10 protein-coding genes and 3 tRNA genes are annotated in these 12,848 nt (G+C 75.1%); 7 read left to right on the forward strand and 6 right to left on the reverse strand.

Annotated elements, in window-relative coordinates; translation table 11 throughout:
- Nucleotides 1-432: 432 nt before the first annotated feature.
- The 3 genes from ACFYZY_RS17555 (at nucleotide 433) to ACFYZY_RS17565 (ending at nucleotide 4,797) form a co-directional block, all read left to right on the forward strand.
- Nucleotides 433-1,512 (forward strand): rod shape-determining protein, encoded by a 1,080-nt coding sequence (locus ACFYZY_RS17555; protein ID WP_388694642.1) that lies wholly within the window; start codon nucleotides 433-435, stop codon nucleotides 1,510-1,512.
- A gap of 168 nt (nucleotides 1,513-1,680) precedes the next feature.
- On the forward strand, nucleotides 1,681-3,183 hold the full coding sequence (locus ACFYZY_RS17560; RefSeq protein ID WP_388694644.1) for a GAF domain-containing protein: 1,503 nt from the start codon (nucleotides 1,681-1,683) through the stop codon (nucleotides 3,181-3,183).
- A gap of 132 nt (nucleotides 3,184-3,315) precedes the next feature.
- Nucleotides 3,316-4,797, forward strand: coding sequence for an acyl-CoA synthetase (locus ACFYZY_RS17565; RefSeq protein ID WP_388694646.1), 1,482 nt, complete (start codon nucleotides 3,316-3,318; stop codon nucleotides 4,795-4,797).
- A 46-nt stretch (nucleotides 4,798-4,843) separates the two neighbouring features.
- On the opposite strand, the gene ACFYZY_RS17570 is transcribed toward ACFYZY_RS17565, so the two are convergent.
- Nucleotides 4,844-6,106 (reverse strand): MFS transporter, encoded by a 1,263-nt coding sequence (locus ACFYZY_RS17570; protein WP_388694649.1) that lies wholly within the window; start codon nucleotides 6,104-6,106, stop codon nucleotides 4,844-4,846.
- Complete coding sequence (locus ACFYZY_RS17575) at nucleotides 6,103-6,555, reverse strand: GNAT family N-acetyltransferase (protein ID WP_388694651.1); 453 nt, start codon at nucleotides 6,553-6,555, stop codon at nucleotides 6,103-6,105. Before ACFYZY_RS17575 ends, ACFYZY_RS17570 begins: the two co-directional genes overlap by 4 nt.
- Before the next feature lie 834 nt (nucleotides 6,556-7,389).
- Between ACFYZY_RS17575 and ACFYZY_RS17580 the strand changes: the two genes are divergently transcribed.
- A complete protein-coding gene (locus ACFYZY_RS17580; RefSeq protein WP_388694653.1) occupies nucleotides 7,390-8,973 on the forward strand; it encodes a prenyltransferase/squalene oxidase repeat-containing protein in 1,584 nt (527 codons plus the stop codon).
- A gap of 54 nt (nucleotides 8,974-9,027) precedes the next feature.
- Here the strand turns inward: ACFYZY_RS17580 and ACFYZY_RS17585 are convergent, their stop codons facing one another.
- Nucleotides 9,028-9,537, reverse strand: coding sequence for a MarR family winged helix-turn-helix transcriptional regulator (locus ACFYZY_RS17585; protein WP_388694655.1), 510 nt, complete (start codon nucleotides 9,535-9,537; stop codon nucleotides 9,028-9,030).
- A 106-nt stretch (nucleotides 9,538-9,643) separates the two neighbouring features.
- Here ACFYZY_RS17585 and ACFYZY_RS17590 point away from each other — a divergent pair, with 106 nt between their 5' ends.
- Entirely contained in the window at nucleotides 9,644-10,060 is a 417-nt protein-coding gene (locus ACFYZY_RS17590; RefSeq protein ID WP_388694657.1) for an organic hydroperoxide resistance protein, read from the forward strand.
- Nucleotides 10,061-10,396: 336 nt separating this feature from the next.
- Here ACFYZY_RS17590 and ACFYZY_RS17595 read toward each other — a convergent pair.
- The 3 genes from ACFYZY_RS17595 to ACFYZY_RS17605 all read right to left on the reverse strand — a co-directional run bounded on the left by ACFYZY_RS17595 (nucleotide 10,397) and on the right by ACFYZY_RS17605 (nucleotide 10,790).
- Nucleotides 10,397-10,473 (reverse strand) — tRNA-Ile (locus ACFYZY_RS17595).
- 166 nt (nucleotides 10,474-10,639) lie between these two features.
- Nucleotides 10,640-10,712: transfer RNA gene (locus ACFYZY_RS17600), tRNA-Asn, on the reverse strand.
- Nucleotides 10,713-10,717: 5 nt separating this feature from the next.
- Nucleotides 10,718-10,790: transfer RNA gene (locus ACFYZY_RS17605), tRNA-Asn, on the reverse strand.
- 181 nt (nucleotides 10,791-10,971) lie between these two features.
- Here ACFYZY_RS17605 and ACFYZY_RS17610 point away from each other — a divergent pair.
- Nucleotides 10,972-11,283 carry a YtxH domain-containing protein gene (locus tag ACFYZY_RS17610; protein WP_388694660.1) on the forward strand — a complete coding sequence of 104 codons (312 nt, stop codon included), beginning with the start codon at nucleotides 10,972-10,974 and terminating at the stop codon, nucleotides 11,281-11,283.
- Between the two features lie 28 nt (nucleotides 11,284-11,311).
- The gene (locus tag ACFYZY_RS17615; RefSeq protein ID WP_388694663.1) at nucleotides 11,312-12,751 is read left to right on the forward strand and encodes an FGGY family carbohydrate kinase; all 1,440 of its coding nucleotides are present in this window, start codon (nucleotides 11,312-11,314) and stop codon (nucleotides 12,749-12,751) included.
- The last annotated feature ends 97 nt before the right edge of the window (nucleotides 12,752-12,848 follow it).

The following is a 12,848-nucleotide window of genomic DNA, read 5'->3' on the forward strand; positions in this document are numbered from 1 at the left end:
GCGGTGCGTTGCGATTCTCCCGCTTCGGGAAGGATCACCTCCGGAACATTCTCCCGCCGGAGGACCGACTCCGGGAACGCTCCGCCGCCCCGGGCAGGAGCACCCCGGAGACTCCCGCCGCCCCGGGGGGGGAACACCCCGGACATCCCCGCCGTCCCCGGCGTCCCCGGCGTCCCCGGCGTCCCGGGGAGGAACACCCCGAACGTCCCCGCCGTCCCCGCCGTCCCCGGAAGGAACGCCACGGAAACCCGCGCCGCTTCGGAGGGGCCGGCCTCCGGGCACCTCCCCGTCTCCGGGAGCACCAGGGTTCCGGGAGCCCCCGAGCCCCGGGCGGCGCATCCCAGCGCGCGCCGCGGCCCGGCCGGCCGGACGATGCGAACAGGACCGTGCACCACCCCGCCCGTGCCAGCACCGCACTCCGGAGGATCCGCCATGACCGTCAGCCTGGAGCAGCTGCGTCGTTGCCATGTCGCCGTCGACCTGGGTGCCGCCCGCACCCGGGTCTTCGTCAAGGGCGCCGGGCTCGTCGTCGACGAGCCGAGCGTCGCCGCCGTCAACACCCGTACCGGCGCGCTGATCGCCGTCGGCACGCTCGCCGAGAAGATGACCGGCCGCACCCCCGACTACATCCGGGTCGTGCGCCCGGTCTCCGGCGGCACGGTCGTCGACATCGAGATGGCACAGCGGATGCTCCGTCACCTCCTCGGCGAGAAGCTGCGCCGGCAGCTGCGCCGCAAGCCCCGGCTGCGCGCGGCCGCGTCCACCCCGCACGACAGCGACCCGCTGGCGCAGCGCGCCACCGTGGAGACCCTGGTCGGTCTGGGGGCGCGCCGGGTCGAGCTGGTGGACACCCTGATCGCGGCGGCCGTGGGCTGCGGGCTGCCCGTCGAGCAGCCGACCGCGACCATGATCATGGTCTGCGGGGCGGCGACCACCCAGATCGCGGTGCTCTCGCTGGGCTCGATCGTCACGGCGGAGCGCATCCCGATCGGCGGTGACGCCATCGACCGCGCCGTCGTCCAGCACCTGCGCCACCACCACGAGCTGATGCTGCCGAGCCAGTCGGTGCGCCCGCTGCAGCTGGCCCTGAGCGGCAACGGCCTGACGGACGACGGCCCCAGCCGTACCGAGATCCACGGCCGGGACGTCGCCACCGGCCTGGCCCGTTCGGTGACGGTGGAGACCGCCGCCGTGCGGGAGGCCCTCCACGCCCCGCTGACGGCGGTCCTCGACGCCATCGGCAAGGTGCTGCGGGACTGCCCGCCGGACCTGGTGGCGGACCTCGCGGACTGCGGGATCACGATGGTCGGCGGCTCCGCCCTGCTGCCGGGGCTCAACCAGATGGTGCACGAGGCGACCGGGATGCCGGTGCGGATCGCCGAGCAGCCCGACGTGTGCGCGGTCCTGGGACTGGGCGCCATGCTGGAGGGCAAGGTCCAGCCGATGGTCCTGGACCCGCTGGTGGTCCGGGACACCTTCGACTTCGACGAGGCCACCGCCGACGCGGAGTGAGCCCCCGGGCGCGCACGGCCCGGGGACGTCCACCGGCACGGGTGGCCACCGGTACGGACGTCCACCGCCCCGGACGCCCGCCGCCCCGGGCGTCCACCGGTACGGGCGTCCACCGGTACGGGTGTACACGAGCCGCCGGAAGCGACCGACGCGTACGACAATGAGGCCATGACGCTCATGGATGAGGGCCGGGGCGAGGGTCCCCCCGCGGGCCCGGACGAGGACGCGCTCCGTCCGCCCCGTCTGCCCATGCTGCTCGAAGCGGTCCTCGGCATCGGCACGGACCTCGAACTGGGCGCCACGCTCCAGCACATCGTCGACGCCGCCACCGGGCTGACCGGCGCCCGCCGGGGGGCGCTCGTGGTCCTCGACCCCGAACGCCACCGGCTCGCCGAACTCTTCACCACCGGCATGACGGAGGAGGAACGGCGCCGCGTCGACCGCCTCCCTTCCGGACCCGACGGACCCGCCGGGCTCTCCGGACCCGACCGGACCCCGGAGGGGGGCGCCTCCCTGAGCATTCCGATCCGGGTCCACTCGCAGGTCTTCGGCCACCTGTACCTCGTCGAGAAGCACGCGGGCCGCTTCACCGAGGAGGACCGGGCCCTGCTCCGGGTCCTCGCGTCACAGGCCGGGATCGCCATCGGCAACGCCCGTCTGTACGAGACGGCCCGGCAGCGGGAGCGCTGGATCGAGGGCGCGGCCGCGGTGACCACGGCCCTGCTCACCGGCGCGTCCGCCGAGAACGCCCTGACCACCGTCGCCGAGCAGGCCCGCGTCCTGGCCGGCGCCTCGGCCGGGGTCGTGCTCCAGCCCACCCCGGAGGGCGGGATGGAGATCGTCGCCGCCTCGACCCCGGACGACCCGGGCGACCTGATCGGCACGACGATCGAACCCGGCTCCCCCGTCCTCGTCCAGTTGCTCGGCGGCGAACCCGTCTTCGTCGAGGACTCGGCGACCGACCCGCGGATGACCACCCCCGTCCGGTCCCGGTTCGGCCCGTCGATGATGCTGCCGCTGCGGAGCGGCGGGGAGCTCATCGGCACCCTCGCCCTCCCCCGGCGGCGCGGCGATCCGCCGTACTCGGCGGCGGACCGGCTCCTCGCCTCGCAGTTCGCCTCGCAGGCGGCGCTCGCGCTCGTCCTCGCGGACGCGCGGCACGACCGGGAGCGCCTCGCGGTGTACGAGGACCGGGACCGGATCGCCCGGGACCTGCACGACCTGGTCGTCCAGCGGCTGTTCGCCACGGAGATGATGCTGGAGTCGACCCGGCGGCGGGCGGCGGGCTCCTCCGAGGAGGACGCGTTGCTGAGCCGGGCGGTGGACGAGCTGGACTCCACGATCCGGGAGGTCCGTACGGCCATCTTCGCGCTCCAGCAGCCGCCGGCGGACGCTCCGACGACCTTCCGGGGGCGGGTGCTCCGCGAGACCGGCGGGGCCGCGGCCCTGCTCGGTTTCCAGCCGTCCGTGCGCTTCTCCGGCGCGGTGGACGCCCTCGTGGACGACGAGACCGCCGGGAAGCTCCTCGCCGCCCTGCGCGGCGCGCTCGCGGCGGCGCACCGGCGGTCCGGGACCGGCGCGATCACCGTCGAGGTGACGGCCGGGGACGGGGGCGTACGGCTGCGGACCGAGGACGACGGGACCCCGCCGACCGTGGTGACCTGGCCCTGAGCAGCCCGTGCGGATGCCCGTCCCCTTCCGCTCCCGTTCCCGGTCCCGCCCCCCGCCCCGGGCCCGGTTCCGGTCCCGGCAGAATGCCTCCCGGCAGCCCCGACCCCGACCGCGACCCGAGGAGTACCGCCGGTGAGTGCGTTCTTCCCCGCCCTGAGAGACGGTTCCGCCCGGCCCGCGCTGCGCTTCGGCGCGGCCCCCGCGACGGCCGGGACGCTGACGTACGGGGAGCTGGCCCGGACCGCCGCCTCCCTGGCCGCCCGGATCGCGGGGGCCCGGCGGGTCGCCGTCTGGGCCACGCCGACCGCGCGGACGGCGGTGGCGGTGGTGGCGGCGCTGCTCGCGGGCGTGCCCGTCGTACCGCTCAACCCGCGCGTCGGGGAGCGGGAGCTGGCGCACATCCTCGCGGACAGCGAGCCCGCCCTGCTCCTCGCGGGCGCGGAGGACGAGCCGCCGGCGGCGCTCGCGGGGCTGCCCCGGCTCGACGTGGAGACGGAGGGGGGATCCATCGTCCCGGCCCCGGAGGCGTCCGTACCCGGTGACGGCGGGATCGACCCCGAGTCCCCGGCCCTGATCGTCTACACCTCCGGCACCACGGGCCCGCCGAAGGGGGTCCTGCTCTCCCGCCGGGCGGTCGCCGCCTCCCTCGACGCGCTGGCCGGGGCCTGGGCGTGGACGGCCGACGACGTCCTGGTGCACGCGCTGCCGCTGTTCCACGTCCACGGACTCGTCCTCGGCGTCCTGGGCCCGCTGCGGCGGGGCGGTGAGGTCCGGCACCTGGGCGCGTTCTCGGTGGAGGGCGTGGCACGGGGGCTGGAGGCCGGGGGCACGATGCTGTTCGGCGTGCCGACCATGTACCACCGGCTCGCGGACGCGCTCTCCGGCGACGGGGCACTGGTCCGGGCGCTCGCCGGGGCGCGGCTCCTCGTGTCGGGCTCGGCGGCGCTCCCGGTCCACGACCACGAGCGGATCGCCGCGGCGACGGGGCGGACGGTCGTGGAGCGGTACGGGATGACCGAGACGCTCATGAACACCAGCGTCCGGCCGGGCGGGAGGCCCCGGCCGGGGACGGTCGGGACCCCGCTGCCCGGTGTGGACCTGCGCCTCGTGGACGAGGACGGTTCGGTGCTCGGCGCGTACGACGGGGAGACGGTGGGCGAGGTGCAGGTGCGCGGCCCGAACCTCTTCTCCGGCTACCTGAACCGGCCGGAGGCGACGGCGGCGGCCTTCGACGGCGACTGGTTCCGCACCGGCGACATGGCCGTGCGGGAGTCCGACGGGACGGTCCGCCTGGTGGGCCGGAAGGCGACCGACCTGATCAAGAGCGGCGGTCACAAGATCGGAGCGGGCGAGATCGAGAACGCGCTCCTCGACCACCCGGGGGTGCGGGAGGCGGCCGTCACCGGCGAGCCCGACCCGGACCTGGGCGAGCGGATCGTGGCCTGGGTGGTGCCCGCCGACGCGGCGCGGCCGCCGGGCGGGGCGGAGCTGGCGGACCACGTGGCCGGGCTCCTCGCCCCGCACAAACGGCCCCGGACGGTGCGCTACCTGGACGCCCTCCCCCGCAACGACCTGGGCAAGGTCCTGAAGAAGGCGCTGCCGCCGGCCGGTTGAGCGCACGGCCGGCCGACGGGACGCCGGGAGCGGGCCCGGCGGCCGGTCACGGCGTCGGGGCGAGGGCGTCGTAGCGGCGGAATCCGCGCCCGTACAGGGCGAGCAGTCCGACGGCGACGACACAGGCGATCCCGCCGCCGGTGACGGCGACGGCCGGGGAGGTCAGGTCCGCCACCGACCCCGCGAGGAAGTCCCCGAGGCGGGGCCCTCCCGCGACGACCGCGATGAAGACGCCCTGGAGCCGGCCGCGCATCTCGTCCGGGGCCGCGACCTGCATCATCGTGTTCCGGAAGATCATCGAGACGGTGTCGGAGTATCCGGCGAGGGCCAGGAACAGCAGCCCGAGCCAGAGGTTCCGGGTCAGCCCGAAGACGGCGATGGCGGTGCCCCAGCAGGCGACCGCGAGCAGGATCGCCCGCCCGTGGTGCCGGACGCGGCCCTGCCAGCCGGACAGGACCCCGCCGAGGAGCGCCCCGCACGCGGGTGCGGCGACGAGGAGTCCGGTGGTCTTCGCGTCGCCCCCGTACCAGAGCACGGCGACGGCCGGGAACAGGGCGCGGGGGTGGGCGAGGATCATCGCGCAGAAGTCCGAGAAGAACGTCATGCGCAGGTTGGGGCGGGTGGCGAGGAAGCGCAGCCCGTCGAGGACCGAGGCGCGCCGGCCCTTCCGGCGGTCCGGGAGCATCGGCGGCAGCCGCCACATCGCGTACAGGCTCGCGGTGAAGGCGACGGCGTCGACCAGGTAGGCGGTCTGGTAGCCGGAGAATCCGACGATCAGCCCGCCGAGGCTGGGGCCGACGAGGGTGCCGAAGGTGGTGACCATCGAGTTCAGCGCGTTGGCGGCGGGCAGCTGTTCGGGCGGCAGGAGCCGGGGGATCATCGCGTTGCGGGCGGGCGCGTTGAGCGCGGCGCACACGGCCTGGAGGGCGACGACCCCGTACAGGAACCCGACCCGGTGGAAGCCGGCGAACGCGGCGGCGGCCAGGGACACGGAGAGCGCGGCGGAGCCCGCGGCGGCCACGAGGCCGAGCCTGCGGCGGTCGACGGTGTCGGCGACGGCGCCGCCGTACAGGCCGAAGACGACGAGCGGGACGAGGGAGAACAGCCCGACGAGCCCGACGGAGAAGGGCGAGCGGGTGAGGTCGTACACCTGGAGGGAGACGGCGAGGGCGGTCATGCCCTGCCCGACCCAGGAGACGGTGTTCCCGAACCAGAGGCGGCGGAAGTGCGCGGAGGTGCGCAGCGGGGTGAGGTCGGCGAGGACCCGCCGCCGTCCCCGCTCGCGCTCGCGTTCGTCGGTGGCGGTCACGCGACGTCGTACCGCAGTTCGGGACGCTCCCAGTGGACGCGGCCGGAGGGCGGGACGGTGCCGGTGCGGACGGCGCCGGTGCGCAGGTAGAACTCCTCGGCGGGCGGGTGCGCGACGACCTTCACGGAGCCGAGTCCGGCGGCCCTGGCCCGTGCGGTCATGTGCTCCATGAGGAGGCGCCCGATGCCGAGCCCCTGGGCCTCGTCGGCGACGAACGCGAGGTCCAGTTCGGCCTCGTCGACCAGCAGCGCGTAGAACCCGAGGACGCGCCCCTCTCCGCCCCCGTCGGCGGCGACGAAGACGGCGTGGTGCTCGATGTACGAACCGCCGACCCGGTACCCCTCGACCATGGCGGCGTAGTCCCCCCGATAGGCCCGGGAGCCCCGTACCAGCCGGGTGAGACGCCGTGAGTCGTCGGCGGTGGCGCGCCGGACGGTGATGTCGGACATGGAGCGAGTATAGGGGCGGAGAAGGAGCTGGCTCCTTACAGTTTTCCGGCCGGGAGGGCGGGAGGGGTGGAACACCGGGGCCGGACACGCCCGACTGAAATCGAACGCTCGATTCGCCGAGGAGTTCGAGGGATGACCCGTCAGAGGCACGCGTGGAGGGTGAAGATCGGTACGGGGTTTACGATTCGTCATCATGCAAGCACGACGCGTCACCCTCGGCGTGCCTCCGGCTCCCCTTCACGGGAGGGCCGCGCGGGCTCCCGGAACACCTCCGAACGGCCTCTCCTCGCGGGCGACACCCCTGCCCGGCGACGGAACGCCGACCACGGGAACGAGGGTGACGCGTTTCCACCGGCGGACAAGAGCGCGCACGCCCAGGATCCGCACGCCCCCGGCGCGCGTTCCGTCCCCGCACGCCCCCTCTCGCACACCCCTGCGAGCGGGGCGACCGAGCGGACCTCCGGCAACGGCTGACGGTTCGGGACGGACGGGCCACGCCCCCGGGCGGGCCGGCCGCGACCCCGGGCGGGCCGTCGCGGCGGTACGCGGCGGCCGGTCCGGGCGGCCCGGCCGCGCCCGGACGGGTACGCCTCCCCCGGCACGGCCCTTGCGCGCCGGTCCGCCCGGACCACCACGACGTCCCGGCGGCGGCGCGGTCCGGCCGGGGGAGGCGTCCCGCGCGACGGCGCCCCGGGAACCGCGACAGAAGCCGGACCGGCCGGGGAGGCCCGGCCCCACCGGGGCGCGCCCGGTCCGTACGGCGCCCGTCCCGCACCCCTCCTCCGCACCACCCCTCCCTTCCTTCCGCACGACCTCCCCCAAGGACATCCCTCCATGACGCACTGCGCGCCCCCCTTACCCGGTGCCTCCCTCGCCGTTCCCGGTCCCCCGCCGCCCGCCGGGGCGGACCGGCTCGACCGCGCCCGGACCCGGCTCGCCGCCCGCCTGCTCGCCGCCGCCGGGCCGCACGGACTGCTGCGCGCCCCGTGCGACAGCCGGGTCCTGGAGTCGGCCCTGGCCCTGCGGCTGCTCACGGTGACGGACGTGGACCCGGACGCCCAGGAACGGCTCCGGCGCCGCCTGAAGACCGCCCTGGACGAGGGCGCCCCCGACCCCGTGCAGGAGGCGGCGGCCCGCGCGGCCCTCGGCGAGTACGCGGACGGGCGGGAGGCGCTGGCCCGGCTGCTCGGCGGCTTCGTCCACTTCACCGCCGGACGCAAGCACCTGATGTTCCGCACGGTCCTGGCAGAGCTGGGCGCCCACTCCTTCCCCGCGCTCCCCTCCCCCGCCTCCCTCTTCGAGGCGCGCGGCCAACAGCGCTGGCTGATCACGGAGATGGCCGCCCTGAAGGTCCTGTACGCCTTCGGCACGCACTCCCCCCGGCTCGTCACCGAGGACGACTGGCGGACCCTCGAACCCTGCGCGCTGCCCGGCCCTCCCCCGTACGGCAACCACCTCGCCCGGCTCCTCGCCCTGCTCGCGCTGCGGTTGCGGCCCCGGTACGCGGCGGCCGTCCGGGCGCGGGCGGGGGAGGTGCGGGAGGCGCTGGCCGAGGACGGCGGGCTGCCGTTCCTCACGGGCATGGACGTGTTCGCGACGGCGACCGGCGGCCTCGCCCTGGCCGGAGCGGGAGCGCCCGCCCCCGTCCTGCGGAGGCTCGCGGCGTCCCTGTCGCGGCACCAGAACCCGGACGGCGGCTGGGGTTTCGAGCGGGGCGTCGGGCAGAGCGACGTGGACGACACGGCGTACTGCGTGGAGTTCCTGCGGGCGGCGGGGCGGTACGGGGCCGGGGTGGCGGCCGGCGAGCGGTACCTGCTGGCCCGGCAGGGCGAGGACGGCGGCTTCCCGACCTTCGAGCGCGGCACGGCGTCGGAGGTGGCCATAACGGCGGCGGCGGTGAACGCGCTGGCCCCCGAGCCCGCGCACCGCGCGGCGGTCGGGTCCGCCGTCCGGTTCCTCGCGGCCCGCGAGGAGGCCGCCGGGCCGTGCGAGCGGAGCTGGAGCCTCAACGAGAGCAACGCCCTCTTCCGCACCGTCCTCGCCCACGACTCCTTCCGGGCCGTGGCGCCCGGCCATCCCCTGGCCCCCGGGTCCGCGCGGGCCCGGGAGCGGGCGGTGGCGCGGCTGCTCGACACCCAGAACGGGGACGGCGGGTGGGGGCACGTGCCCCCGGACCCGTCCGACCCGATCAGCACGGCGTACGCGCTGATCGCCGTGGCGCGGGCGCCCGGCGCCCGGCGTGCCACCGCGCGGGCGGCGCGGCACCTCCTGGAACGGCAGCGGCCGGACGGCGGCTTCAGCTCGCGCCCGGACCAGGCGGGTCCCCGACCGCTCGCCTACCACGTACCGCTCCTGACGGACGTCTGCGTGCTCCTCGGCCTGAACCACGCGCGGGCGAGGTCGGCCCGGCGCCGCTGAACACGGCCGGCGTGGCGTCCGGGGCGCGGGACCCGGCGGGAAAGCTCGGGGGGCTCAGGCGCAGCCGGAAAGGTCCCCGGGGTCGACGGCGGCGAGCCGGACGGTCAGCGCGTCGAGCCGTTCGCGCAGGTCGTGGAGTTCCCCGAGATCCAGGCCGGTGGCGGCGGCGATCCGGCGCGGCACGCCGAGGGCCTTCTCCCGCAGCCCGGCACCGGCCTCCGTGAGGCGCACGGTGACGGACCGCTCGTCCTCGGCGCTGCGCCGCCGCTCGACGTACCCGGCGGCTTCGAGCCGCTTGAGCAGCGGCGACAGGGTCCCGGAGTCGAGCCGCACCCGCTCGCCTATCCCCTTCACGGAGAGCTCGCGGTGCTCCCAGAGCACGAGCATCACGAGGTACTGGGGATAGGTGAGGCCGAGCTCCCTGAGGGCGTCGCGGTAGACGCCGTTGAAGGCGCGGGCCGCCGCGTGCAGGGAGAAGCAGATCTGCCGGTCGAGGCGGAGGAAGTCCCCGTCGGGGAGACCGGGAAGAGCAGGGGAAGCAGGGAGGGGGTCGGGAGTCTCCATGGCTCCAGGATACGCCGGGCCTCCTGACGCGCGATTGAGTTGCGCACAACTTAATGACGCGCTACAAATAAAGGGCCACCACACCCCAGGACAGGACGGAAGAACCATGGACGCGATCTACACCGCCGTCGCCACCGCCAACGGCCGCGAGGGCCGGGCCATCAGCTCCGACGGCCGGCTCGACCTCGCGCTCGCCCACCCCCAGGCCCTCGGCGGCAACGGAGAGGGCACCAACCCCGAGCAGCTCTTCGCCGCCGGGTACGCGGCCTGTTTCGCCAGCGCGATGGGCGTGATCGCCCGGCGGGAGAAGATCGACATCTCGGACGCCTCGATCACCGCCGAGGTCTCCCTCGGCAAGGACCCCGCAGACGACGGCTTCGGCCTCTCGGTCGTCATGCGCGCCGAGTTCCCGGACCACCTCCAGGGCGAGGCGGGCCTGGCCCTCCTGAAGAAGACCCACGCCTTCTGCCCGTACTCCAAGGCCACCCGCGGCAACATCGAGGTCGAACTGGTCGTGGAGTGACCACACCCCCTCGCACGAGTCGTGCGGAAGCCCCGGTGCCGCCCCGCGCACCGGGGCTTCGCGCCGTACGCACGGCACCGGGGAGACCGCGCACGCCGGCGGACGTGCGGCCCGGCGCCCGGCGGTGAAGTGCGGCGTGTCACACGCGGGAGCCGCGGGGTCGCCGTGGGATCATCGGTGTCGCTCCACATCGACGATCCGGTCAATGCCGCGGACCGAAGAGGGCGGGTCCGGCGAAGCCGGCCGGGGATGCCCCTTCCGCCCGCCGACGAAAGGCGACCGCCGCGTGCGAAGTGGCCCCTTCGGGGCCGTTTTCGCAGGTCAGGAGAGTTTCCTTGGTGGGGCGGGTGGGACTCGAACCCACGGCCGACGGATTATGAGTCCGCTGCTCTAACCGGCTGAGCTACCGCCCCGTACGGCGAGACGCGTACATGTGTGCGCGCCGTCTGCCGCAGCATAGCCGCTCATACGATCTCCTGCTCCGGATGATCGGCTCCGCTCGACCATGAAGACCCCGGGGGGCTCCGCGCGGTTCCCGGAGACGCGAAAAAGGACCCCGAAGGGTCCTTCTCCGTTCCGCTCCCCCGGCTGGACTCGAACCAGCAACCCTCCGGTTAACAGCCGAATGCTCTGCCAATTGAGCTACAGGGGACCGCGCTCCCCCGACTGGACTCGAACCAGTAACCTGCCGGTTAACAGCCGGCTGCTCTGCCAATTGAGCTACAGGGGATTGCTGCGTTGCACCGAACGGTTGCACCTCGGGCCTTCCCGGGCGGCGTGCGCTCGCTGCGACACATACATTAGCGCAAGCAGGGGGGTGCTCCGCCAATCGGTATCACCGCGGGCACCGGCGAAGCCACCGGTACGCACCGGCCATGCATCAGTGAAGCTCTCCAGGGAAGGTGGTGGCCATGCGATACAAGCTGACGTTCGTCATGGGACTCGCCCTCGGTTACGTCATCGGCACACGAGCCGGACGCGAGCGCTACGAGCAGTTGAAGAGGTCCGCCAAGGACCTCACCGAGAACCCGGCCGTGCGGAACGCCGCCGAGTCCGCCGCCCAGACCGGGCGGCAGGTCGCCGGCAAGGCCGCGCACGTGGTGGGCGACAAGGTGGGCGACCGCCTGCCGCCCGCCGTGGCCGACAAGGTCCAGGCGCTGCGCGAGCGCGGCCGGAGCGACGGCAAGGTCGGGAACGACGAGTGGGGCACCAGCAACACGTGAGGCCCCGCGTGCGGCAGAATCGGTCGGCATGGGGATAGTCGCCGGACTGGACAGCTCTGCTGAGTTCACACGCATCGTCGTCTGCGACACGGACACGGGTGCCGTACTGCGCCAGGGGTACGCTCCGCACCCCGGTGAGCCGAAGGCGGTGGACGTCGATCCGCAGACCTGGCTGCTCTCGCTCGGGGAGGCCGCCACCGGCGGCCTCCTGGAGGGCGTGGAGGCCATCGGGGTCTCCGCGCAGCAGCACGGGCTCGTACCGCTCGACGCGCAGGGCGGCCTCGTGCGGCCCGCGCTCGTCCGCAACGACAAACGGGCGCAGGTGGCCGCCGCCGACCTGGTGGAGTCGCTGGGCGGGCGGCAGGCGTGGGCCGAGGCCGTCGGCAGCGTGCCCGGATCGGGCCGGCCGGTCGCCAAGCTGCGCTGGCTGGCCAGGACCGAGCCCGAGCACGCCCGGCGGGTGGCCATGATCCTCCAGCCGCACGACTGGCTGGTCTGGCAGCTCCTGGGCCGTCCCGTCCGCCGCACCACCGACCGGGGCGCGGCCTCCGGCACCGGCTACTGGTCGGCCCGCACCGGCGCGTACCGCCCCGACCTCGTGGAGCTCGCCCTCGGCCACCAGGCCGTGCTGCCGGAGGTCCTCGGCCCCGCCGAGGCCGCCGGCACCACCCCCGAGGGGCTGCTGATCTCCGCCGGCACCGGCGAGACCATGGCCGCCGCGCTCGGGCTCGGGCTCGGTCCCGGTGACGCGGTGGTCTCGTTCGGCGCCTCGGGCTCCGTGATGGCCGTGCACCACGAGGCCCTCGCCGACCCCAGCGGCATGATCACCTCCTTCGCCGACGCCACCGGCATGCACCTGCCGGTCGTCTCGACCTCCAACGCGGTGCGGGCGCTGCGCGGCACCGCCGAGATGCTGGGCCTCGACTCCCTCGAAGAACTCTCGACGCTCGCCCTGAAGTCGACGCCGGGCGCCTCCGGCCTCGTCCTGCTGCCCTACCTGGAGGGTGAGCGGACCCCGAACCTGCCGAACGCCGCGGGCACGCTCAGCGGCCTCCGGCGCGAGGCGATGAAGCCCGAGCACCTGGCGCGGGCGGCGTTCGAGGGGATGCTCTGCTCGCTCGCCGACGCCATGGACGTGCTGCGGGGGCGGGGCGTCGAGGTGCGGCGGGTCTTCCTGCTCGGCGCGGCCGCCGCGCTGGCGTCGGTGCAGGCGCTCGCGCCGGCGGTCTTCGGCGCCCAGGTCGTCGTCCCGCAGCCCGCCGACTACGCGGCGCTCGGCGCGGCCCGGCAGGCCGCCTGGGCCCTCGGGGTCGCGCGGGGCACGCTCTCCCCCACGGCTCCCCCGGCCTGGCAGGGCGCCGCCACGCAGGTCCTGGAGCCGGGCGAGGAGCTGGCGGCGGGACAGGCCGTGCGGCAGCAGTACACGGCGACGCGGGAGCAGATCCACCCGGGCGCGTTCGGCGGGTAGGCGGGTTCCGGCCGGGGGCTCGCGGGGCCGGAGGCCGGGGCCCGCGAGCCCCCGGGGCCGGCCCTTTCGCAAAGTCTTCGCCAGGCTTCCGCGCGCC

Source organism: Streptomyces sp. NPDC001744 (assembly GCF_042892575.1).
Taxonomy (GTDB): domain Bacteria; phylum Actinomycetota; class Actinomycetes; order Streptomycetales; family Streptomycetaceae; genus Streptomyces.